The following is a 21677-nucleotide window of genomic DNA, read 5'->3' as shown; positions in this document are numbered from 1 at the left end:
CATGCTCGACAGACTGCTCGCCGTTCTGGTGCTGGCGATTGTCCTTGGGGTGCCGCTGGGCCTGATCTTCCTGGTCACCGGGCAATTCCTGATGGACTTCGTGTTCTTTTACCCGCTGTTCATGTCCGGGCTGTGGATCGCCGGCGGCCTGTATTTCTGGCTGCACTGGGAGCGTCATTGGCCGTGGAAGGACGATACGTTGCCGCCGGCTCTGGCTGGCGAGCCGCTGATCAGCATCCTGATCCCGTGCTTCAACGAAGGCGACAACGTTGCCGATACGATTCACGCTGCGCTGGGCCAGCACTATCCGAACATCGAAGTTATCGCCATCAACGACGGCTCCAAGGACAACACCGCCGAAGTGCTCGACCGGCTGGCCGCCGAAGATCCACGTTTGCGCGTGCTGCACCTGGCGGAAAACCAGGGCAAGGCCGTGGCCCTGCGCATGGGCGCCATTGCCGCGCGCAGCGAATACCTGGTGTGCATCGACGGCGACGCACTGCTGGCGCCTAACACCTGTGCCTACCTGGTGGCACCGATGCTGGACAACGCCCGCCTCGGCGCGGTGACGGGCAACCCGCGCATCCGCACCCGTTCGACGTTGGTGGGCCGGGTCCAGGTCGGCGAGTTTTCCTCGATCATCGGTTTGATCAAGCGCACTCAGCGGGTTTTCGGACGGATCTTTACCGTGTCCGGCGTGATCGTCGCGTTCCGACGCACGGCCCTGCACCGGGTCGGCTATTGGAGCCCGGACATGATCACCGAAGACATCGACATCAGTTGGAAACTGCAACTGGACCACTGGAGCATCTTCTACGAGCCCCGCGCCCTGTGTTGGATTCTTATGCCCGAAACCCTGCGCGGCCTCTGGCGTCAACGTCTGCGCTGGGCCCAGGGTGGCGCCGAGGTGCTGTTCAAGAACATCCGTGGCATCTGGCAATACCGCCATCGCTACCTATGGCCACTGTTGTTCGAATACTGCCTGTCCACCGGCTGGGCGTTCACCTTCCTGCTGTCAGTGATCTTCTGGGGCGCCGGTAAATTCGTCGAGATGCCTGCGGCCATCGCGGTGGACCACCTCATGCCGCCGGCTTTCACCGGGCTGTTGCTGGCGGTGGTGTGCCTGATGCAGTTCGCGGTGAGCATCCTGATCGACCGGCGCTACGAAAAAGGCCTTTGGCACATCATGTTCTGGGTGGTCTGGTACCCGCTGGTGTTTTGGCTGATCAGCCTGTTCACCACGCTGGTGAGTTTCCCCAAGGTGCTGTTCGGCCAGCATCAGAAGCGCGCGCGCTGGGTCAGCCCGGATCGCGGGATCAAACCGTTCGATGACGAAGAAGAGGAAGTGATCCGATGAAAATTATCAGGACCCGGCAACGGCCTTTTCTGGTGCTCATCGATGTGCTCTTTACGGTGCTGGCGTGGGTCGGGTTGTTGTATCTGTTGGTGAACGGGCTCTTGCCGCTGTTCGACAGCCATGCCGGCCCGCGCTTGGGCGGTTCGTTGTTCGATACGCTGGGGACTTTGCAGATCTATGGTTGGATCGCGTTGGTCAACGCAATCGTCCTGATCACCTGGGCGCGTTATCAACAGCGCAAGAGCCGGAGTTTCGCCCAGCGCAGGCTGCCGAGGCCGGCAGTGGACGATCAGGGCCTGAGCGCCACGTTCAAGTTGACTGACGAACGCTTGGAAACGTTGCGCCAGCCGGGGTCGAAGATCATCCACAACAATCAGGATGGCGACATCAGCCACGTGGTGCCGCATTTCCATCTGCTGAGCCCGGACTTGCAGCCGCCGCCCCTGGCTCCGCTGGAGCGCCCACGGGTGATCCATTTGCCGGCGGATCACTCCGCGTAAGGCCTACATCGAAAAATCCCGAACCAGCCGCCAAGCCTCATCCACCGGCAGCGGTTGTTTCATGCGCTGGGCCAGGGCCGCCATGGCCCGGCCTTCATCACAGGCCACGGCAGCCGCGACGAGGTTGTTCTTGCCGAGCAATGCGATAAAGGGCGGATGCTCGGGCGTTCCCTTGAATTGCACTTCGTCCCATTCCTCGGCGTGGCCCAGGTAGTCGTAGCGCTTGCCGAAGTGATACGTCCAGAAGAACGGCACGTCCAGGTAATGTTCTTCACCACCGAGCATGTTCGTCGCGGCGATCCGGGCTTGTTGCTGGGCCAGGCGCCAATGTTCGATGCGCCGGGGCTGGCCGTTGAGGGGAAAGGTCGCGATGTCGCCCACGGCCCAGACGCCATCGGTCACGCGCATACCATCGTCGACGATCAACGATTCGTCCTTCCCACGTGGCAGGTTGGCAAACGGCTCCGTGGCCGGGCGCACGCCGATGCCGACGATGACCAGATCCGCCGCAAAGCGCTGGCCGTTATCCAGCACCACGGCCTCGGCCTTGTCCTCGCCTTCGATTCGCGCTGCTTCGCCATCGCTGTGATAAACCACCCCATTGGCCCGGTGCCTTGCCAGGATTGCCTTGCCGATGCTGTCGCCGAATTGCTTGGCGAATGGCACCGGATGACGGGCCAGGACGGTGACGCTCAGTTCGCGTTTGCGCAGCGAGGAGGCGACCTCCATGGCAATGAAACTGTCGCCGATGATCACTGCTCGTTGCCCTGGCTGGGTACGGTCGAGGATCCGTCGGCTGTCGGCCAAGGAGCGCAGGGTGAAAACATTTGGCAGGTCGAGTCCCGCAAAGCCTGGCGTCCTGGGCACACCACCGGTGGCGAGAAGCACCGCGTCGTAGCTCAACGTTTCGCCGCTGGCGAGGCGGATCTGGCGCGCATCCACATCAAGCTCCGTGACCTCGCCATGGCGCCGTTCGATGCGTTGCTGGGTGAAATAAGTTTCATCGCGCAGGGGCGGGGTTTTATCCGCTGCCATGTCGCCAGCCAGGACATATTTACTTAAAACGGTGCGGTCATAGCCGGCTTCGGGTTCCCGGTCGATCATCAGGATCCGACCACCGAAACCCTTCTCGCGCAGCGCCGCTGCGCATGCCGTGCCGGCGGCTCCGGAGCCGATAATGACGAAGGAACGCGGGTCATCGGCCGGCGGGATTTTCTCGGCCGGCAGGGGTTGGTCATCGACCCAGACTTCCTCGCCTCGCACCTCGACGTGATAGCGCTCCAGGCTGTCGAGGGCCGGCGGCTCGCACAGGGCGCCGTCTTCGGCGCGAAATGCCGCTTTGTGCCACGGGCAGATCAACCGGCCGTGGCACACCGCACCCTTGGCCAGGGGCGCTCCGGCGTGGGGGCATTTGCCTTGGAATGCCCGTACCTGTCCGCCGGCCCGCAGCAGCAGGATGGACGATTCGTTGAGGGGGACTTCGAGGCCGCGGTCTTCTCGCACATCAGCGAGGCGGGCGACTTGATGCATGGGCATGGTCGTTCTCCGGCAGGCGTTTCCCGTTGGAGTCGAGCAATTGGAGCGAGGTTCAGCGTAATTGTCACTGCAACCGGGCCGGCGCTGCGGCTATAGTTCGCAGGCCGTCCATGGCCTGACCCGCATTCAAGGTGCCCGGTATGACCCGATTGACTTCCCTTTCCTCCTGGCTCGCGGCCGTTACCCTCGTGCTGTGCGCACAAGGGATCCAGGCCGAAGAGCGTTTTACCCTGAGCATTCCCGGTGTGTCGGATGACCGCCTCTTCACCGCAGCGGCTGCCAGCGACGCCAACAAATGCGGCGGCAAAAATATTTCCCCGGCCTTGAGTTGGAGCGCCGGCCCTCCCGGCACCCTCAGCTACGCCATCGTCATGCTCGACCCCGACGGTCAGCGGGGGCAGGGCGTGGATCATTGGGTCCTTTACGGAATCAAGGCCAGCACCCGGCAGATCCCTGCGGGCGCGGGCACCAAATCCACACTTGAGGGCATGAACGGCCTCAACAGCAAGAACACCCCTGGCTACATCGGTCCGTGCCCGCCTGTTGGGGACAGCGCCCATCATTACCTGATTCAGATATTCGCCCTGGATCTGCCGCCCGAAGCCCTGCCCGCCGGCCTTACACGTGCCCAACTGATGGAAAAACTCAACGGCCATGTACTGCGCAACAGCAGCGTGGTGCGTCGCTACCACCGTTGATTGGACCTTGGCTCCGTGACGAGGGCCCTAGCAGCTCCAATCGTCACGGAAGTTGGCATCAAGCGCCAAAAGCGAGCACTATCGGCCCCCTGTTCACTCATGCCGGAGGATGGCGATGACGCAGAAAACCGACGGCATCGCCCGCCTCAAGAATTGCCCCACCAAAGGCGACGAGATACGCCGGGCCATCGCCCAGAGCCGCAAGGATTTCCTGCCTGCTGACGAGGCCGCAGACGCCGAGCCAGGCCAATCACCGGCGCAGCCCGTGGACAAAGATCCCGCTGCCTGAGCCGTTGCCTTCTTTCCACATATTTTTTCAAACCTGCCTATGACTGCCTCGACTCATCTGCCAGACGCGCGGTTCAGCCGATCCGACTACAAGACCCTGGGCCTGGCCGCCCTCGGCGGTGCGCTGGAAATCTATGATTTCATCATTTTCGTCTTCTTCGCCCTGACCCTCAGCCAACTGTTCTTTCCGCCGGAGATGCCCGAGTGGCTGCGCCTGCTGCAAAGCTTCGGAATTTTTGCCACGGGTTATCTGGCGCGGCCCTTGGGCGGGATTCTCATGGCGCACTTCGCCGATCGCCTGGGGCGCAAGCGGGTGTTCAGCTTGAGCATCCTCATGATGGCGTTGCCGTGCCTGCTCATCGGCGTGATGCCGACCTATGCGCAGATCGGCTATTTCGCCCCGTTGCTGTTGCTGGCGCTGCGCATCCTGCAAGGCGCGGCGGTGGGCGGCGAAGTGCCCAGCGCCTGGGTCTTTGTCGCTGAGCATGCGCCGCTGCGACATCGTGGCTATGCCCTGGGGTTTCTCCAGGCGGGCCTGACCTTTGGCTATTTGCTCGGCGCCCTGACCGCCACGGCGCTGGCGCGTATCTATACCCCGGCGGAAGTCCTCGATTACGCCTGGCGCTTGCCATTCCTGCTGGGTGGAGTCTTCGGTGTGATTGGCGTCTGGCTGCGCCGCTGGCTCAGCGAAACGCCGATCTTCATGGCGCTGCAAGCCAATCGTGAAGGTGCGGCGGAACTGCCGTTGCGCACGGTCCTGCGCGACCATCGGCACGCCTTGCTGCCCGCCGCGATTCTCACCTGTGTGCTGACCTCCGCCGTGGTCGTGTTCGTCGTCATCACCCCAACCGTGATGCAGAAAAGCTTTGGCCTGACCCCCAGCCACACCTTCGCCCTGAGCAGCCTCGGCATCGTTTTCCTGAACATCGGCTGCGTCCTGGCCGGCCTCATCGTCGACCGCATCGGCGCCTGGCGCACCGTCATGCTCTACAGCGTGCTGCTGCCCCTGGGCATCGGCGTGCTCTATGCCAGCCTGATCAGTGACAGTGCCTGGTTGGGCCTGGCCTACGCGGTGGCCGGGCTGGGTTGTGGCGTGGTCGGCGCAGTGCCGTCGGTGATGGTCAGCCTGTTCCCGCCAAAGATTCGCGTGTCCGGCATCTCGTTCACCTACAACATCGCCTATGCCCTGTGGGCAAGCATGACGCCGTTGGTGCTGATCGCGCTGGTGCCGTGGAGCCCGTGGGTGTGCGTGGTGTATTGCGCGATCATGGGCGCCGTGGGCGTCGGGGCGGCGGCGTATTTTCCGGGACGGCACGCGAAGGCCGCGCAGCCGTCATTGGCCTGTGAATCCTAGCTCTGCGCGTAGACAGCAATACGGTCCAAGGTTGGAATGATCCGTGGCGAGGGAGCTTGCTCCCGCCGGGCTGCGAAGCGGCCCCTTATGTGAGCACTTCGCACTGGCGCACCTGCCCGGTCAAGCGGGAACAAGCGCCCTCGCCACAAGGACGCTCCCTGCGTTGTGAGAGCAGTCGATTACAGCAACCGCCGCTGCACAGCCTCTTCCAAAGTACTGCGTGTCAGCGCCTGCACGACGTCACGAGTGTCCTGCTGGAACGGAATACCGAAGATCAGCACCAACTGCATCCAGGTGCGTACCGACTCGCTCTTCTGCACGCGTCCCAGTTCCTTGCCGTCCTTGTCCTTGAACACAGTTTCGAGTGTAAAAGTATTCTCGGCTGTGGACGGGATAATGAAGAAGGTCGCGCCGGTGATGATGGCCGAAGCCATGCTGAACTGTTCATTGTTTCGCAAGGTGGCTTCGGCGTAGATGTCTGATTCGACCTTGTCGGTGCTGACCCGCGCGAAACGTCCGGAGTCGCGGAAGGTCTCGGCCACCGAGCCTTCCCAAGCGGTAGCCTGGGCGCCCGAGGCGGCGACGGCCGGGCCACCGTTGACCTGATTCTGCGCAGTGGTGCGCACGAAGGCGGTTGGCTTGGAGGCTGTGGTAGCAGCAGCAGGTGGCCAGGTTTTAACGTCCGGCAATTCGTGTTGCGAGTAAGACACGCAACCCGTCAGCAGCACGGCGGCAAGGATGAAACTGTGTTTGATGAAACCCATGGTGTCCTGCTCCTAGGAATTATTGCTTGGCCAGGCGCGCCGTGGCGTTATCCAACAGTTGCGCCACCAGCTGATTCAATTGCTGTGCACCCATGGTCGGTGCCCAGTATTCGCGGCCATACAGGCCTACGTTGCGTTCAAGCTTGATCTCTTCCTTGGCGCTCGCCAGTTCCTTGCCGTCGCGATCGACGATGCTCAGGTTCCCCGCGACGTCGAAACTGTCGACGTAGATCGGACCGTTCACCCAGATCCAGATGGTCAGGGTCAGCAACGCGCCGGGGAAATAGCCCGGATGCGGAGCGCGATGGCCTTTGAGGGAAGTCATGTCGAACTTGAGCAACACGTCATTCTCGCCCAGGCGCGTCGGGTATTCGGTGACCTGCTTGAAGTAGCCGCCGGTCTGCACGTACTGATTGAGCTGAGCCGTCAGGGAACGGCTGATGGCCGTGCGCGTGGCGTCGTTGACGTCCGGGGCTGAAACGGCCACATCGGCGATTTGCGCGGCACGCGGACTGCTGATCGGAGCGGGGTGCGCCGGAGCACCCACGGGGCCGGTGACGGTGTAGGAGACGCAGCCGGTCATCGACAGGGTGGCGGCGAGGGCAGTGGCCTTGAGAAGTGTTTTGAGCACGGAATGTCCTTATAGGAGTGATGGCACTTTAGTGTCTCGACCCGAGGAGCGGTAACTTGAGCGCAATTGCAAAAGCATCAAGCTGAGGAAGGGCTGCGAACAGTCAGAAAATTATTTTCAGGCGGTTAACCCGAATCACTTCAGCCCTGCGTCTGACCTTGCGTACGGATCATCCATTCACGAGGTTCAGCCCATGTCCCGTCCACTTTCTTTTATGCGTCCTGCCGCCCAAGGCTTTGCTGTCACGATGCTGGTGACGTTGGCCGGTTGTGGGTTGTCTTCGTCCCGAGAGACTGGCAAGCCGGCCGAACCGGCGGTCGTGGCGCCCAGTGTTGTACCGCAAGGCGAGATCGCCGAAGTGCGTCAGTCGACGGTCAAGCGCATGCTCATGAAACCGGCAGCGATGCCTGCCCCAAGCGTGGCGAACGATTCCATTGCCGAGGGTTACCATGCCGGGCCGCGCGAGCAATACGAAAAGCTGCCGGACAATCCCATCCACAGCGTTGCCGAGACGCCAGTCTCAACCTTCAGTGTGGACGTCGATACCGGCAGCTACGCCAACGTGCGACGCCTCCTCAACCAGGGCAGCCTGCCGCCCGAGGGCGCCGTGCGCTTGGAGGAGATGGTCAATTACTTCCCTTACCACTACGCCTTGCCCACCGATGGCTCGCCGTTTGGCGTAACGACCGAAATCGCCCCGTCGCCGTGGAATCCCCATACCCGTTTGCTGCGCATCGGCATAAAGGCGTCCGACCGCGCCGTGGCGGAGCTGGCCCCGGCCAACCTGGTGTTTCTGGTGGACGTGTCCGGTTCCATGGACCGTCGTGAAGGCCTGCCGCTGGTCAAGAGCACGCTGAAACTGCTGGTGGATCAATTGCGCGACCAGGACCGCGTGTCCCTCGTGGTCTACGCCGGCGAGTCCCGGGTGGTGCTCAAGCCCACCTCGGGTCGTGACAAAGTGAAAATCCGCAACGCCATCGACCAACTCAATGCCGGTGGCTCAACCGCAGGCGCCTCAGGCATCGAGCTGGCCTATCAGATGGCGCGGGAGAGCTTCATCGACAACGGCATCAACCGCATCCTGCTGGCCACCGACGGCGACTTCAACGTCGGCATCAGCGACTTCGACAGCCTCAAGCAGATGGCGGTGGACCAGCGTAAAAGCGGCGTCTCCCTGACGACGCTGGGCTTTGGTGTGGACAACTACAACGAACACCTGATGGAGCAACTGGCTGACGCCGGCGATGGTAACTATGCCTACATCGACAACCTGCTCGAAGCGCGCAAGGTCCTGGTGGACCAACTCAGCTCCACCTTGGCCGTGGTGGCGCGGGACGTGAAGTTGCAAGTGGAATTCAACCCGGCGCAGGTCAGCGAATATCGCCTGCTGGGTTATGAAAACCGTGCGTTGAAGCGTGAGGATTTCAACAACGACAAGGTCGACGCTGGCGAGATCGGCGCTGGGCACACGGTGACGGCGTTGTACGAAATTGTCCCGAAGGGCGAGCCGGGCTGGTTGGAGCCACTGCGTTATGGCAACGCGCCGAAGACGGACGGCAAATCCGCTGAACTGGCGATGTTACGTGTACGCTACAAGCCGGTCGAGGGCGGCAGCAGTCGCTTGATCGAGCATCCAATCGCCAGCGCGCAAAGCGAAAAACAACCCAGCGATGACCTGCGTTTCGCGGCGTCCGTGGCGGCCTTCGCCCAGCAGCTCAAGGGCGATGGACACTACACTGGCACGATGAACCTGAAGGACACCGCCCAACTGGCGCGCTCGGCCCGTGGTGATGACCCATTCGGGTTGCGCGCCGAGTTTGTACAGTTGGTGGAACTTGCGCAGAGCCTTGAACCTGCGGCCAAACGCTGATCCTGACGACAACGAGGATCAAAAATGTGGGAGCGAGCTTGCTCGCGATGGCGTCGGTTCGGTTGGCGTTGATGTTGACTGATGCACCGCCATCGCGAGCAAGCTCGCTCCCACAGGGTTCCCTTGTTGTCTGCCAGGACTGTGTTGCAATGACTGGAAAGGAGTTCGTCACCGACATGCCCGCTGCGCTTGATTCACCCAGCGACGAAGCGTTGCTGGCCCGCTACCGCAATGGCGACGGGGCTTCTTTCGAAGTCCTGTATGCCCGTCATCGGCAGGGGCTTTATCGTTTTCTCGTGTCGTTGAGCAACAAGGCCGAACTGGCCGAGGAAATCTTCCAGGACACCTGGCTCAGCCTGATCCGCAGCGCCACCCAGCCACAAGGCCGGGCGAGTTTTCGTACCTGGTTGTTCCAGATTGCCCGCAACCGGTTGATTGACCACTGGCGCAAACACGGTGTCCACAACCCGTTGCACGACAGTTACGACGAGCAACTCCACGTCCAGCCCGACGACACCGGCAGCCCCGAGCAGCAGTTGAGCCTGAGTCGCGACCAGGCACGGCTCGATGCCGCCTTGCAGGCCCTGCCCGAAGATCAGCGGGAAGTGTTTCTGCTGCGCCTGCACGGCGACTTGGAATTGCCGCAAATTGCTGCGCTGATCGGCGCCCCGCTGGAAACGGTCAAGAGCCGCTTGCGTTACGCCCAACAGAAATTGCATCGACTGTTGGCCGAGGAGGTACCCGCATGATCGACCGCAAACACACGCCGGATGCCGACGACGAAATGTTGATCGAGCATTTCCGCCAGCACGCCAACGGCGAACCGCCGGCCTCCCTGGACGCCTTTATCCTGGCCACCGCCCGCCGTGAAACCTCGGCGCCCGCGCCGAGCCTGTGGCAGCGCTGGTTGCAAGCTTGTCAGCGACCGCGTTGGCAGATGGCATTCGCCACGGTCGCCGGAGTGGCGCTGATGATCGGCCTGGTGCTGCGCTCGCCCGTGCCCCACGACGAGTTGGCCGCTCCCGCGTCGATGGAATTTTCCGCCGACCAACAAGAGCCCGCGGTTGCCGCCGCACCGCCACCGGCCATGCCCGCCCCCGCGCCGATCATCCGCATGGCGCCCCAGGGCGAGTTGGCCCGGGCTCCGGCAAGCGCTGACCAGGCGCTGCTGGAAAAGCCTGCCGCGAAAATGAGCAAGGCCGCGCCGGCTGCGCTGCCATCGCTGGAACAAGGCTTGATGGAAATCCTGCGTTTGCGCGAGGTGGGGGATAGCAAGGCCGCTGATGAAAAACTGCTGGCGCTACACAAGCGTTTTCCAAAGGAGGACTTGCCGGCGCGGTTGGAGGCGTTGCGTCAGCGTTGACGGCATACTGCTAGCGTTGGTGGCGAGGGAGCTTGCTTTCGCTGGCTGCGCTGTAGGCGCTGTCGAAGGCTGCGATCTTAACGCTGCGTATCTGCTGCTGCGAGAAGGTTTGGATTTGTTGGAAGTGGCGAGGCGGAACGTCGATGGTGCCGGCAGGTTAGCGTTGTGGGCGATTAAGTTGGGCGCAGCGTTACAAATGCAGGCATAGCAGGATCATTTGGGTGGAACTATACTCGACGGCATGAAAAAGCTGATGCTCGAACTCGACGGAACCGATCCAAGCAAGCTCTCGATGGCTCGCTTGACGGATTATCTGTGTGAGCTCGCTGAGCTTTTCGGCTCGCAAGATAACGTTCATTTTGACTCTGTCACCGAAGGTTGTGTCTGCCTGAATACATGGGTCGAGGATGATAAATATCTTCACGTCCTGAATAGGGTGCGGGAGGCAGCTCAGGGAATCGGCCCTAAGCGAGCACGGAAAGCCTATCTGCAACTATCTGCATTGATGGAGCAAGATCGAGTGGATGGAGCCTTGCAAGCCGCGGATGCGAACATTCTTCAGTTTCCAAAAGCCAAGGCAGCTCCTCCTCCCATGATTGTCATCAAGCAGGGTAGCGTTCAAGGTCGACTGTATGTCGTAGGCGGGAAAGACGAGACTGTACCTGTTCGACTTGAGGGCGCTGGCGGCGAAACTCTTCTTTGTGAAGCCGATACAGCGTTGGCTGAGCAACTGGGCAAGCTTTTGTTCAAGTACGTCCGCGTTCACGGAAAAGGTGAATGGGAAAGCCGGCCGCACGGTGGCTGGCGGCTGCGAAAAATGTTCATTCAGTCCTATGAGAAACTTGAAAAAACTTCTCTGCGTAGCGCAGTTACCCAGCTCAAGGAACTCGGTGGTATGACTTGGAGCGAGATGGATGATCCCCATGGAACGATCCAGAATCTAAGGGGATGAGGTGCGCATAGTTCTCGACACCAACGTTCTTGTCCAAGCCTTGGGAAATACCAAGGATGGTATCGTCTTGGTTGACCCCGCCACCGGTCGCAACGTCGATAGGGCGGAGGCGAGGGCTGAGGCCCTAATCGAACTGGTTGACGTAAGAGGCGGGACGGTGCTGATACCAACACCTGCATTGGCTGAGTATCTTGTCGGCATTGATCGGGATTTCCACCAGAGCCATCTGGACGTCATAAACGGCTATTCATGTTTTGAGATCGTATCGTTCGATCAGATCGCTGCGGTCGAATGTGCTCGTATGGTCGATGACAATGAACTAAAGGTCCTTGACCCTGCAGCAACGAAAGCCAAGCTGCGTTTTGATCGACAGATTATTGCTACGGCCCTTGCAACCAATGCGGATGAAGTATGGACTCACGATGTGGGTCTTTATTCCAAAGCTCAGAAATGTGGACTTGTGGTGAAGTCCTTGGGAGATATTGAACCTGCTCCTGAGCAACTCGAGGCCGATTTCGACTGAGTGTTTCCCGAGAAAATCGTCGACGGAAGATCTACTCCATACAGCTATTTGCAACACAGCCCCTGTCGGTTGAAGCGCTGCCCCTGCTGATATCGCGCAGGCGTTTTTATCCTCTGAATTATTTACACCAAAGCACCTACTGGGAAACGACACCCACAAAAAAGCCCCAGTCCGTGAGGACTGGGGCTTTTCGATTTTACGTATATGGTGCACCAGGCGGGATTCGAACCCACGACCCCTGCCTTCGGAGGGCAGTACTCTATCCAGCTGAGCTACTGGTGCAACGCGGGCGCCATGATACTCATAAGCATGGCGGGCGTCCATGCTGCTGATTTGCCGTTTGTTTTCACCTCGTTCGGCGGCTGTTGGCTACGCTGATCAGAAAAAACAGGCAAATGCAGGTTTTTCGTTCTTTTTTTCGAACAGCCTATTGTCCTCTGACCCCATCGGCCCTAGGATTCGTTTGAGATTTCAAACGCTCTTGTCTGGGTGCTGAACCGCACGTCTGTGCTTATGTGCGTTATTTCTGTGCTTCAGCCCGGTGAATGATTTCCCTGACGGCAGCCCATAAGGCGCCTTTCTACAACTCTAATTCGCTCCGCGTGCGCGCGGTGCTGTTAAGGAAAGCCGACATGCAGCTTAAAGACACCCAGTTGTTCCGCCAGCAAGCCTTTATCGATGGCGCTTGGGTCGATGCGGACAATGGTCAGACGATCAAGGTGACCAACCCGGCAACGGGCGAAGTACTGGGCACGGTGCCGAAGATGGGCGCTGCCGAAACCCGTCGTGCGATTGAAGCCGCCGACAAGGCGCTGCCGGCCTGGCGTGCGCTGACTGCCAAGGAGCGCGCCAACAAGCTGCGCCGCTGGTACGAATTGCTGATCGAAAACCAGGACGACCTGGGTCGCCTGATGACCCTGGAGCAGGGCAAGCCGCTGGCCGAAGCCAAGGGCGAAATCGTCTACGCCGCCTCGTTCATCGAGTGGTTCGCCGAAGAAGCCAAGCGCATCTACGGCGACGTGATTCCCGGCCACCAACCCGACAAGCGCCTGATCGTGATCAAGCAACCGATCGGCGTGACTGCAGCCATTACCCCGTGGAACTTCCCGGCCGCAATGATCACCCGCAAGGCAGGCCCGGCCCTGGCTGCCGGTTGCACCATGGTCATCAAGCCCGCTTCGCAAACCCCGTTCTCGGCCCTGGCCCTGGTTGAGCTGGCGCACCGTGCCGGCATTCCGCAAGGCGTGCTGAGCGTGGTCACCGGCAGCGCCGGCGACATCGGCGGCGAGCTGACCAGCAACCCGATCGTGCGCAAACTCTCCTTCACCGGTTCGACCGAAATCGGTCGTCAACTGATGGCCGAATGTGCCAAGGACATCAAGAAAGTCTCCCTGGAACTGGGCGGCAACGCGCCGTTCATCGTGTTCGACGACGCGGACCTGGATAAGGCCGTCGAAGGCGCGATCATTTCCAAATACCGTAACAACGGCCAGACCTGTGTCTGCGCCAACCGCCTGTATATCCAGGATTCGGTGTACGACGCGTTCGCCGAAAAACTCAAGGCTGCGGTGGCCAAGCTCAAGATCGGCAACGGCCTGGAAGACGGCACCACCACTGGCCCGCTGATCGACGAAAAAGCCGTCGCCAAGGTCCAGGAACACATCGCCGATGCCGTTGGCAAAGGCGCGACCGTGCTGGCGGGCGGCAAGCAGATGGAAGGCAACTTCTTCGAGCCGACCATCCTGACCAACGTACCGAAAAACGCCGCCGTGGCGAAGGAAGAGACCTTCGGCCCGCTGGCGCCGCTGTTCCGTTTCAAAGACGAAGCCGAAGTGATCGCGATGTCCAACGACACCGAGTTTGGTCTGGCCTCGTACTTCTATGCCCGCGACTTGGGCCGTGTGTTCCGTGTGGCCGAAGCCCTGGAATACGGCATGGTCGGCGTCAACACTGGGTTGATCTCCAACGAAGTCGCGCCGTTCGGCGGCATCAAGGCCTCGGGCCTGGGCCGTGAAGGTTCCAAGTACGGCATCGAGGACTACCTGGAAATCAAATACCTCTGCCTGGGTATCTGATCTGCTTCAAGCGCAAAGGGCACGAGAGCGCTGTCCCTTTGCGCGTTTCACCCGTTCTGTTTCTTGTGGCCGGAACGCTGCGGCAGTCGATCATCGCATGCTGTCGCAGTTGCCTCCCCGCCATATATTCCTTGAGCCACGCCGACCGATGAGCGGCGAATGAGGACTGTAATGAGCAAGACTAACGCTGACTTGATGGCCCGCCGTACCGCCGCTGTTCCCCGTGGCGTCGGCCAGATTCACCCGATCTTCGCCGAATCGGCGAAGAACGCCACGGTAACCGACGTTGAAGGCCGTGAATTCATCGACTTCGCCGGCGGTATCGCCGTGCTGAACACCGGCCACGTGCACCCGAAAATCATCGCCGCCGTGACCGAACAGCTGAACAAGCTGACCCACACTTGCTTCCAGGTCCTGGCCTACGAGCCGTACGTGGAACTGTGCGAAAAAATCAACGCCAAGGTCCCAGGTGATTTCGCCAAGAAAACCCTGCTGGTGACCACCGGTTCGGAAGCGGTGGAAAACGCCGTGAAAATTGCCCGCGCCGCCACTGGCCGTGCCGGTGTGATCGCGTTCACCGGCGCTTACCACGGTCGCACCATGATGACCCTGGGCCTGACCGGTAAAGTCGTGCCTTACTCGGCCGGCATGGGCCTGATGCCTGGCGGTATCTTCCGCGCGCTGTACCCGAACGAACTGCATGGCGTGAGCATCGATGACTCCATCGCCAGCATCGAGCGCATCTTCAAGAACGACGCCGAGCCACGCGACATCGCCGCCATCATCATCGAGCCGGTGCAGGGCGAGGGTGGTTTCTATGTAGCGCCGAAAGAATTCATGAAGCGCCTGCGTGCCCTGTGCGACCAGCACGGCATCCTGCTGATCGCTGACGAAGTGCAGACCGGTGCCGGCCGTACCGGTACGTTCTTCGCCATGGAACAGATGGGCGTTGCCGCCGACCTGACCACCTTCGCCAAATCCATCGCTGGCGGTTTCCCGCTGGCCGGTGTGTGCGGCAAGGCCGAGTACATGGATGCCATCGCGCCGGGCGGCCTGGGCGGCACCTATGCCGGTAGCCCGATTGCTTGCGCCGCAGCGCTGGCGGTGATGGAAGTGTTCGAAGAAGAACAGCTGCTGGATCGCTGCAAGGCTGTAGGCGAGCGCCTGGTGACTGGCCTCAAGGCTATCCAGAAAAAATACCCGGTGATTGGTGAAGTACGTGCCCTGGGCGCGATGATCGCACTGGAACTGTTCGAGAATGGCGACAGCCACAAGCCGAACGCTGCCGCAGTGGCGCAAGTCGTCGCCAAGGCGCGTGACAAAGGCCTGATCCTGCTGTCCTGCGGCACTTACGGCAACGTCCTGCGGGTGCTGGTGCCGCTGACTTCGCCAGACGAGCAACTGGACAAAGGCCTGGCGATCATCGAAGAGTGCTTCTCCGAGCTCTGATATGTAAGAGCCTTGAGCTGTGCGTTGATCCACAAAAAACCCGCTTCGGCGGGTTTTTTCATAGGCGAGGAAAGGGTTCTGACGATTTTGAACTGTCTGGAATGACCACAATTGTCTAAGGTGGATGTATTGCAAGGGAGCGATGCGGCATGACTGCTGTGGATTTACCTGCTGTACCGCGTGTGCTGATCGCCGAGGCCGATCCAGCGTCCAGGGAGCTGCTTGAACAGGTCTTGTCGAGCGTGCGTTGCGATGCCCGGGTGGACACCTGTGAAGAGGGACGGCAGGCCTTGGAGTTGCTGGCGCATAACCCCTACGATCTGATAATCGCTGACTGGGAGCTGCCAGGTGTCGATGGCTTGAGCATTTTGCGCAGCTTGCGCCAGCAGCACCGTACGCCCGCGTTGCCGTTCATCCTGGTGAGCCGTCGCAATGACAGCGCCAGCGTGCGCGAGGTCTTGCCGCTGGCGCCGACGGCGTACCTGACCAAGCCCTTGAACCGCGAGAACCTGACCCAGCGTTTGCAAGGTTTGCTCTTGAGCGGCGAAGACACGTCCAATCCCGCGCCAAACCCGGGGCCGGGGCTCACGTTGGCCACGTTCCTTGAGCGTCGACGGGATCTGGCCGAAGGCGCGCCGTTGATGACCGATGTGCAAGTGGCGATCAAGCGCAGCCTCAATCCCGGCGGGCTGGATCTGAAGCTGCTGGAAGAAGAGATCCGCACCGACCCGCAGATCACCGCCGTGCTGATCGCCGCGGCCAACAGCGCTGCCCAGCATCAGGGCGGCGGCCCGGTACAGACCGTGGCCCAGGCGTTGCACCAGCTCGGTACCGGACAGAGCATGAACCTGATCCTCGGCCTGACCATCAAGCGCTGTGCCAGGCTGAGTGTTCCGTGCCTGGCGGATTATGCCGAACGTTATTGGGAGTTATCGCTGCACACCGCCGAATACGCCCGGACGATTGCCCGAATGCTGGATCTGGAGCAGGAGCGCTGCTACTGCGCTGGCCTGTTGCATCGCTTGGGCGACCTGGCGCTGCTGCGCTGCCTGGAAGAGTGGATGCAGGCCGGCGGCGATTTGGATGAGCCTGAGGAAGTCGGGGATTCCCTCGAGCAATTCGGCGCCGGATTCGGCTCGGCGCTGCGCACTCGCTGGCGGCTGCCGTTGGAGCTGCGCGAGTTGATCGCGGCAGTGTATGGCCTGGGCGGTGGGGTTTATTCGCGCGAGGCCCTGGTGATGAACATGGCTGCGCAGATGGCCCATTTGCCGTCCCATGAAGGCCTTGAAGAACTGGCTCGGGGGCGCACGGCGCGTCTGCTGAAGATCGGGTTGCCGGAATTGATGCGGTTGCGCCGTAAATAAAGTCACCGCCCAACCCTGTGGGAGCGAGCTTGCTCGCGATGGCGGTGTACCAGTCAATATTGATGTCGACTGACCTGACGCCTTCGCGAGCAAGCTCGCTCCCACAGGATCAGCGGCATGGCCGGATTCGATTGCGCTGAGATTGGCCTCAGGCGGCGATTATGCGGTTCTTGCCCTGGCGCTTGGCCTCGTACATCGCCGCGTCGGCACGGGCAAACAAGCTATCGAGGGTCTGGTCTTCGGCGGTGATTCCGGTCAGGCCCTGGCTGACGGTGATCCCGAAATTCTGCTCCCCGCAGCGGAACGCCAGGCGTTGGATTTCCCGCTGCAGGCGCTCGGCAACCTGCAGCGCCATGTCCGGTGGGCAACCTGGAAACACAGCGGCGAACTCTTCGCCGCCGATCCGCCCGAACAAGTCACCGCGCCTGAGCACGCTTCGTCCGCTCTCGGCGATCTTCTGCAACACCGTATCGCCTTCCTGGTGGCCGTAGGTGTCGTTGATCAACTTGAAATCATCGATGTCCAGCAACAGGAACGCCATGGGCGTGCCTTGTAGCCGAGCCTGCTCGAACTCGCGATGGGCGCACTCGAAGAAGTGCCGACGGTTGCTGCTCTGGGTCAGCACATCGGTGGTCGCTAGCCGCTGCAGTTCGCTTTCGAGCAGTTTTTTCTCGGTGATGTCTTCGGCAATACCGACCACGATCACCGGCTGCCCCGGGTCGGCTTGGCGGTTGATGAAGCATTTGTCGCTTAGCCAGCGAATCTGGCCATCGGCGGCGATGATCCGGTATTCGCGGTCTTCGACGGCACCTTTGACCAATACTTCAGCCAGGCTGCGTTCGGCGTAATCCAGGTCGTCCGGGTAGATAGCGTCACGCCATTCGTTGTAATCCGCCAGGACCAGGCCTGCGGGCCGACCGAAAATCCGTTCGTAGGCGGGGCTGACGTACAGCACCTGCCGGGTTTCCCAATTGAATGCCCACAGCACCGCGTTGACGCTGACGAGCAACGAACTGAACAATTGTTCCCGCTCGCTCAGGCGTGCCACTTCGCCTTGGGCGTGCATCAGCGCCATGAGTGTCTGGGCCGCTTCGGGCCAATGAGGCTGGGATGAATCCTGTAGGTTCTTGTCGACCATCGGCACAAATCTCAAAGAACGTGCATTGCTGTGGATTTGCACGCGCATACTCCAAAGCCCGCCAGGATGGCGAAGTGCTCTTGAGATAGGGGATTGTGGGCGAAGTTCCTTTTCAGGCGACGAAGGGCGGGGAATGACGACGCTGAACCTGTGGCGAGGGGATTTATCCCCGTTGGGCTGCGCAGCAGCCCTGAAACCAGTTGGCTCGGTGCGTCAGAAATAGCTACATCGCTGTCTTGGGGCTGCTGCGCAGCCCAGCGGGGATAAATCCCCTCGCCACAACAACCCCCCCGCCGCGCACATCGGTGTCAGGCCGTGGCAGGCCGCAGCGAGTAGGTCTTGAGCTGGTCGGCAAAATCTCGCAGGGACTGGATGCCACTGGCTTCGGCTTCGTGGACCCATTCCTTGATGGCCGCGAGCATGTCGTGGCCGTTGCTGCTGGTCTTGACCCAGATCTGCTGCAAGGCCAGGCGTTTTTCGTAGATCACCTTCAGTGCCTGGCTGTGCTCCAGCATGTTCTGGATGCGCAGGTGGTGGCGATCATCCAGCAGGCTGGTTTCCCGTGACAACAGGCGTTTGGCCCGATGAAATTGGTGGCGCACGGAGTGATCGACTTTATCCAGCTCTTGCTTGACCAGCGGTGCGATGACCAGCCGGCGGTACTGGGCCATGATCTGGAAACGGTTGTTGAGGATCGCCATGGCGGTGTCCATGTCCAGGTGGCCCTTGCCTTCGACACGGTGGGCGATCGGCGCGACCCGCTGGACCTTGGCCAGGCGCAGGAAACTGAAGAGCTTGATCCAGGCCCAGCCCAGGTCGAACTCCCATTTGCGCACCGACAGCTTGGCCGAATTGGGGTAGGTGTGGTGGTTATTGTGCAGTTCTTCGCCGCCGATCAGGATGCCCCAGGGCACCAGATTGGTCGCCGCGTCGCGGCATTCGAAGTTGCGATAGCCCACGGCATGCCCCAGGCCGTTGACCACGCCGGCGGCCCAGACAGGGATCCACATCATCTGGATGGCCCAGATGGTGATGCCGATTGTGCCGAACAGCAGCAGGTCGATGACGCCCATGATCGCCACGCCCAGCAAAGGGAAGCGACTGTAGAGATTGCGCTCGATCCAGTCTTCCGGACAATTCTTGCCGTAGATGCGCAGGGTTTCCGGGTTTTCCGCCTCGGCGCGATACAGCTCGGCGCCTTTGCGCAGCACCGTGGACAAGCCTTTGATGACCGGGCTGTGGGGGTCATCCTCGGTTTCGCATTTGGCGTGGTGCTTTCGGTGGATGGCCGTCCACTCGCGGGTGTTCTGCGCCGTGGTCAGCCACAGCCAGAAGCGGAAGAAATGTTTGAGGCCGGCGTTCAGTTCCAGGGAACGGTGGGCCGAATAACGGTGCAGGTAGACCGTGACGCTGATGATCGTCACGTGGGTCATCAGCAGGGTGACTGCCACCAGCGACCAGGGCGACAAGCCAAGAAAACCTTCGTACCACATAGGCTGTAGGGCCCTCGATAAAAATAGAAACTGCCGTTGCATTATCACCAGCTCGAGGGATAAAACCAGTCGGCCTTTCAGATAAGAGTGGCAGGATGTTTCTTCCTCTATAATCCCCTCAAATTACAGGGACATGGACGACCGCATGACCATCTCTCACCGCGCTGCCGTGCGTGGGGCACTGCTCTACCTCGTGTTATCCATTGCCTGGCTGCAGCTGGTTGGTTATTTATTGAGCAGTTTCTTCGATCATTCCGCCGACCGGCTTCGCTGGCAACTGATCAACGGTTATGCCTGGGTGTTGGTCAGCGCTGGGCTGATTTTCATGGCTCGGGTGCGGATCGTGCGGTGTTTCGAGAAGGGCGAGGGCTCGGTTGACCGCGAACGGTTGCGCCAGGCCGCCGCCGTCTTCGATTGCACCCGCGAAGGCGTCCTGGTCACGGACCGCCAAGGCCTGATCGTGCACGTCAACCGGGCGTTCATGGCGATCACCGGTTATGGTCGAGACGAAGTACTGGGTCGCCAGCCCAATCTATTCAAATCCGGCCGTCACGGACCGGCCTTCTACCGGGAAATGTTTGCCTCCCTGTCCAGCCGTGGCGAATGGAGCGGTGAAATCTGGAATCGCCGTAAAAGTGGCGAAATCTATCCGCAATGGCAAACCATCCGTGCCGTCGTCGACGACAACGGCGAAGTCAGCCAATACGTCGCGGTGTTTTCCGACATCAGTGCGATCAAGGATTCGGAGCATGAGCTGGCGCACCTGGCCCATCACGACCCGCTGACCGGCCTGCCCAATCGCCTGTTGTTTTCCGATCGAACCGAGCAAGCCGTGGCATCGGCGCAGCTCCACAAGCGTGGGTGCGCGCTTCTGCTGCTTGACCTCGATCACTTCAAGAACATCAACGACAGCCTCGGCCACAGCGTGGGCGATGAGTTGCTCAAAGGCGTGGCCAAGCGCTTTCTGGACCTGTTCGCGCCGGGCATCACCTTGGCCCGGCTGGGCGGCGACGAGTTCGCGGTGCTCGTGGAAAACTGCTCCCAGCCTGGGCAGGCAGCGGCGTTGGCCCGGCGCATCCTCGACGCACTGAAAGAGCCGTTGCAGCTCGGCGAGCAATCCCTGTTTGTCAACGCCAGCATCGGTATCAGCCTGTTCCCCGGCGACGCCCTCAGCGCCGGGCAATTGCTGCGTAACGCTGATTCGGCGCTGTTCAAGGCCAAGAGCAGCGGACGGGATGGCTACGCCTTGTACACCGAAGAACTCACCGCCCACGCTCAGCAACGGGTCGAAGTCGCTTTCGAACTTCGACGCGCCCTGCAGCAAGAGGAGTTGCGGGTGCATTACCAACCGGTGCACGACCTGGCGACCAGCCGTCTGGTTGGCGTCGAGGCGCTCGTACGCTGGGAGCATCCCACGCGAGGGCTGGTTTCGCCGGCTGAGTTCATTCCGATCGCCGAACGTACGGGGCTGATCGCCCAGATCGATGCCTGGGTCATGGAGCAGGCCTGCCGGCAAATGTGTGAGTGGCAGCAGGCGGGCGTGGGCTTGTCATTCGTCGCGGTCAACGTTTCCAGCCGCTTGTTCGCCCGTCGCGAACTGTACGAGCAAGTCGCCCGCGTATTGCATGAGACCGGCCTTGATCCGGCTCTCCTGGAATTGGAAGTGACCGAAAGCGCGGTGATGGAAGACCCGGAAGTCGCGCTGGAACAGATGCACCGCTTGCGCGAATTGGGTGTGCGGCTGGCCATCGATGATTTCGGCACGGGTTATTCGTCGCTGCTGCGGCTCAAGCGTTTGCCTGTGCAGAAGCTCAAGATCGACCAGGGTTTTGTAGCCGGGTTGCCGTGGGACGAAGACGACGTGGCGATCGTCCGCGTGATCATCGCCCTGGCTCACAGCATGGGTATGCAGGTGCATGCCGAGGGTATCGAGCAGCGCGAGCAGGCGGCGTTTTTGCTGGGCCAGGCTTGTGAGTTGGGGCAGGGGTACTGGTTTGGCCGGCCGGTCGCGGCGGTGCAGTTGGATTGGGAGCGGGTGCCGGTCATTGCGTGATCCCCGCGGCATTGATGTTGACTGATGCCCCGCCATCGCGAGCAAGCTCGCTCCCACAGTTGTTTTGTGGTGGCTTAAATATCTGCGACAGCCCCGATCCCTTGTGGGAGCGAGCTTGCTCGCGATGGCGTTGGCTCAGCTTGCCTCGATGTCAGGCCTGTCCCTTGGCTGCAGTCGCCGCCACTTCCTTCGTTTCCAAATGATCCAACGCCCGCTCAACCAACAACTGAACCCCATCGGCCATGCGGCTGATCGCCAGGGCGACGCAA

Annotated in this window: 19 protein-coding genes, 1 tRNA gene and 1 pseudogene; 14 read left to right on the top strand and 7 right to left on the bottom strand. The window is 61.0% G+C overall.

Translation table 11 applies throughout. From position 1 onward, the window contains the following. Position 1: 1 nt before the first annotated feature. On the top strand, positions 2 to 1357 hold the full coding sequence (gene pgaC / locus FHK92_RS25685; RefSeq protein ID WP_181290593.1) for a poly-beta-1,6-N-acetyl-D-glucosamine synthase: 1356 nt from the start codon (positions 2 to 4) through the stop codon (positions 1355 to 1357). Beyond that, positions 1354 to 1857 carry a poly-beta-1,6-N-acetyl-D-glucosamine biosynthesis protein PgaD gene (pgaD, locus tag FHK92_RS25680; protein WP_181290592.1) on the top strand — a complete coding sequence of 168 codons (504 nt, stop codon included), beginning with the start codon at positions 1354 to 1356 and terminating at the stop codon, positions 1855 to 1857. Before pgaC ends, pgaD begins: the two co-directional genes overlap by 4 nt. Before the next feature lie 3 nt (positions 1858 to 1860). On the opposite strand, the gene FHK92_RS25675 is transcribed toward pgaD, so the two are convergent. Then, positions 1861 to 3393: an FAD-dependent oxidoreductase gene (locus FHK92_RS25675; protein ID WP_181290591.1), complete on the bottom strand. Its 1533-nt coding sequence runs from the start codon at positions 3391 to 3393 to the stop codon at positions 1861 to 1863. Between the two features lie 140 nt (positions 3394 to 3533). On the opposite strand from FHK92_RS25675, the gene FHK92_RS25670 reads away from it, so the two are divergent. The 3 genes from FHK92_RS25670 to FHK92_RS25660 all read left to right on the top strand — a co-directional run bounded on the left by FHK92_RS25670 (position 3534) and on the right by FHK92_RS25660 (position 5733). After that, on the top strand, positions 3534 to 4091 hold the full coding sequence (locus FHK92_RS25670; protein ID WP_181290590.1) for a YbhB/YbcL family Raf kinase inhibitor-like protein: 558 nt from the start codon (positions 3534 to 3536) through the stop codon (positions 4089 to 4091). 115 nt (positions 4092 to 4206) lie between these two features. After that, on the top strand, positions 4207 to 4380 hold the full coding sequence (locus FHK92_RS25665) for a hypothetical protein (RefSeq protein WP_181290589.1): 174 nt from the start codon (positions 4207 to 4209) through the stop codon (positions 4378 to 4380). A gap of 39 nt (positions 4381 to 4419) precedes the next feature. Beyond that, the gene (locus tag FHK92_RS25660) at positions 4420 to 5733 is read left to right on the top strand and encodes an MFS transporter (protein WP_181290588.1); all 1314 of its coding nucleotides are present in this window, start codon (positions 4420 to 4422) and stop codon (positions 5731 to 5733) included. A 179-nt stretch (positions 5734 to 5912) separates the two neighbouring features. Here the strand turns inward: FHK92_RS25660 and FHK92_RS25655 are convergent, their stop codons facing one another. Both FHK92_RS25655 and FHK92_RS25650 read right to left on the bottom strand, forming a co-directional pair. Then, positions 5913 to 6497, bottom strand: coding sequence for a hypothetical protein (locus tag FHK92_RS25655; RefSeq protein ID WP_181290587.1), 585 nt, complete (start codon positions 6495 to 6497; stop codon positions 5913 to 5915). 19 nt (positions 6498 to 6516) lie between these two features. Further along, the gene (locus FHK92_RS25650) at positions 6517 to 7128 is read right to left on the bottom strand and encodes a hypothetical protein (RefSeq protein WP_181290586.1); all 612 of its coding nucleotides are present in this window, start codon (positions 7126 to 7128) and stop codon (positions 6517 to 6519) included. 193 nt (positions 7129 to 7321) lie between these two features. Here FHK92_RS25650 and FHK92_RS25645 point away from each other — a divergent pair, with 193 nt between their 5' ends. From FHK92_RS25645 to FHK92_RS25625, 5 genes are all read left to right on the top strand, one after another. Continuing rightward, the gene (locus FHK92_RS25645) at positions 7322 to 8998 is read left to right on the top strand and encodes a vWA domain-containing protein (protein WP_181290585.1); all 1677 of its coding nucleotides are present in this window, start codon (positions 7322 to 7324) and stop codon (positions 8996 to 8998) included. 176 nt (positions 8999 to 9174) lie between these two features. Beyond that, positions 9175 to 9747 carry an RNA polymerase sigma factor gene (locus FHK92_RS25640; RefSeq protein WP_181290618.1) on the top strand — a complete coding sequence of 191 codons (573 nt, stop codon included), beginning with the start codon at positions 9175 to 9177 and terminating at the stop codon, positions 9745 to 9747. After that, entirely contained in the window at positions 9744 to 10361 is a 618-nt protein-coding gene (locus FHK92_RS25635; protein WP_181290584.1) for a hypothetical protein, read from the top strand. Before FHK92_RS25640 ends, FHK92_RS25635 begins: the two co-directional genes overlap by 4 nt. A 241-nt stretch (positions 10362 to 10602) precedes the next feature. After that, on the top strand, positions 10603 to 11313 hold the full coding sequence (locus FHK92_RS25630) for a hypothetical protein (protein WP_181290583.1): 711 nt from the start codon (positions 10603 to 10605) through the stop codon (positions 11311 to 11313). 1 nt (position 11314) lies between these two features. After that, positions 11315 to 11836 carry a PIN domain-containing protein gene (locus tag FHK92_RS25625; RefSeq protein WP_181290582.1) on the top strand — a complete coding sequence of 174 codons (522 nt, stop codon included), beginning with the start codon at positions 11315 to 11317 and terminating at the stop codon, positions 11834 to 11836. Between the two features lie 205 nt (positions 11837 to 12041). Here the strand turns inward: FHK92_RS25625 and FHK92_RS25620 are convergent. Then, positions 12042 to 12118 (bottom strand) — tRNA-Arg (locus FHK92_RS25620). A 350-nt stretch (positions 12119 to 12468) separates the two neighbouring features. Here FHK92_RS25620 and gabD point away from each other — a divergent pair. The 3 genes from gabD to FHK92_RS25605 all read left to right on the top strand — a co-directional run bounded on the left by gabD (position 12469) and on the right by FHK92_RS25605 (position 16724). Next, complete coding sequence (gene gabD / locus FHK92_RS25615; RefSeq protein ID WP_181290581.1) at positions 12469 to 13911, top strand: NADP-dependent succinate-semialdehyde dehydrogenase; 1443 nt, start codon at positions 12469 to 12471, stop codon at positions 13909 to 13911. A 171-nt stretch (positions 13912 to 14082) separates the two neighbouring features. Next, positions 14083 to 15360 (top strand): 4-aminobutyrate--2-oxoglutarate transaminase, encoded by a 1278-nt coding sequence (gene gabT / locus FHK92_RS25610; protein WP_181290580.1) that lies wholly within the window; start codon positions 14083 to 14085, stop codon positions 15358 to 15360. Between the two features lie 149 nt (positions 15361 to 15509). Beyond that, positions 15510 to 16724 (top strand): response regulator, encoded by a 1215-nt coding sequence (locus FHK92_RS25605; protein ID WP_181290579.1) that lies wholly within the window; start codon positions 15510 to 15512, stop codon positions 16722 to 16724. A gap of 148 nt (positions 16725 to 16872) precedes the next feature. Here the strand turns inward: FHK92_RS25605 and FHK92_RS25600 are convergent, their stop codons facing one another. Together FHK92_RS25600 and desA are read right to left on the bottom strand one after the other, a co-directional pair. After that, positions 16873 to 17862, bottom strand: coding sequence for a GGDEF domain-containing protein (locus tag FHK92_RS25600; RefSeq protein ID WP_181290578.1), 990 nt, complete (start codon positions 17860 to 17862; stop codon positions 16873 to 16875). 308 nt (positions 17863 to 18170) lie between these two features. Beyond that, positions 18171 to 19355 (bottom strand): delta-9 fatty acid desaturase DesA, encoded by a 1185-nt coding sequence (gene desA / locus FHK92_RS25595; RefSeq protein ID WP_181290577.1) that lies wholly within the window; start codon positions 19353 to 19355, stop codon positions 18171 to 18173. Positions 19356 to 19500: 145 nt separating this feature from the next. Between desA and dibA the strand changes: the two genes are divergently transcribed. Continuing rightward, a complete protein-coding gene (gene dibA / locus FHK92_RS25590; protein ID WP_181290576.1) occupies positions 19501 to 21408 on the top strand; it encodes a phosphodiesterase DibA in 1908 nt (635 codons plus the stop codon). 151 nt (positions 21409 to 21559) lie between these two features. Here the strand turns inward: dibA and FHK92_RS28230 are convergent. Continuing rightward, positions 21560 to 21677 (bottom strand): annotated as a pseudogene (locus FHK92_RS28230) (DUF6124 family protein); the annotation flags it as partial.

This window comes from Pseudomonas brassicacearum subsp. neoaurantiaca, from assembly GCF_013608025.1.
In the GTDB taxonomy this organism is placed as follows: Bacteria; Pseudomonadota; Gammaproteobacteria; order Pseudomonadales; family Pseudomonadaceae; genus Aquipseudomonas.
Note: the sequence above shows the minus strand (reverse complement) of the source record. Positions and strands in the feature narration are given on the sequence as shown.

Bases quoted from the DNA above. Each gene is read 5' to 3' on its own strand.
- dibA (WP_181290576.1), top strand. From the start codon at position 19,501: ATGACCATCTCTCACCGCGCTGCCGTGCGTGGGGCACTGCTCTACCTC.
- FHK92_RS25630 (WP_181290583.1), top strand. From the start codon at position 10,603: ATGAAAAAGCTGATGCTCGAACTCGACGGAACCGATCCAAGCAAGCTC.
- FHK92_RS25675 (WP_181290591.1), bottom strand. From the start codon at position 3,393: ATGCCCATGCATCAAGTCGCCCGCCTCGCTGATGTGCGAGAAGACCGC.
- FHK92_RS25605 (WP_181290579.1), top strand. From the start codon at position 15,510: ATGACTGCTGTGGATTTACCTGCTGTACCGCGTGTGCTGATCGCCGAG.
- FHK92_RS25660 (WP_181290588.1), top strand. From the start codon at position 4,420: ATGACTGCCTCGACTCATCTGCCAGACGCGCGGTTCAGCCGATCCGAC.
- desA (WP_181290577.1), bottom strand. From the start codon at position 19,355: ATGTGGTACGAAGGTTTTCTTGGCTTGTCGCCCTGGTCGCTGGTGGCA.
- FHK92_RS25645 (WP_181290585.1), top strand. From the start codon at position 7,322: ATGTCCCGTCCACTTTCTTTTATGCGTCCTGCCGCCCAAGGCTTTGCT.
- pgaC (WP_181290593.1), top strand. From the start codon at position 2: ATGCTCGACAGACTGCTCGCCGTTCTGGTGCTGGCGATTGTCCTTGGG.
- pgaD (WP_181290592.1), top strand. From the start codon at position 1,354: ATGAAAATTATCAGGACCCGGCAACGGCCTTTTCTGGTGCTCATCGAT.
- gabT (WP_181290580.1), top strand. From the start codon at position 14,083: ATGAGCAAGACTAACGCTGACTTGATGGCCCGCCGTACCGCCGCTGTT.
- FHK92_RS25670 (WP_181290590.1), top strand. From the start codon at position 3,534: ATGACCCGATTGACTTCCCTTTCCTCCTGGCTCGCGGCCGTTACCCTC.
- gabD (WP_181290581.1), top strand. From the start codon at position 12,469: ATGCAGCTTAAAGACACCCAGTTGTTCCGCCAGCAAGCCTTTATCGAT.
- FHK92_RS25655 (WP_181290587.1), bottom strand. From the start codon at position 6,497: ATGGGTTTCATCAAACACAGTTTCATCCTTGCCGCCGTGCTGCTGACG.
- FHK92_RS25635 (WP_181290584.1), top strand. From the start codon at position 9,744: ATGATCGACCGCAAACACACGCCGGATGCCGACGACGAAATGTTGATC.
- FHK92_RS25600 (WP_181290578.1), bottom strand. From the start codon at position 17,862: ATGGTCGACAAGAACCTACAGGATTCATCCCAGCCTCATTGGCCCGAA.
- FHK92_RS25665 (WP_181290589.1), top strand. From the start codon at position 4,207: ATGACGCAGAAAACCGACGGCATCGCCCGCCTCAAGAATTGCCCCACC.
- FHK92_RS25640 (WP_181290618.1), top strand. From the start codon at position 9,175: ATGCCCGCTGCGCTTGATTCACCCAGCGACGAAGCGTTGCTGGCCCGC.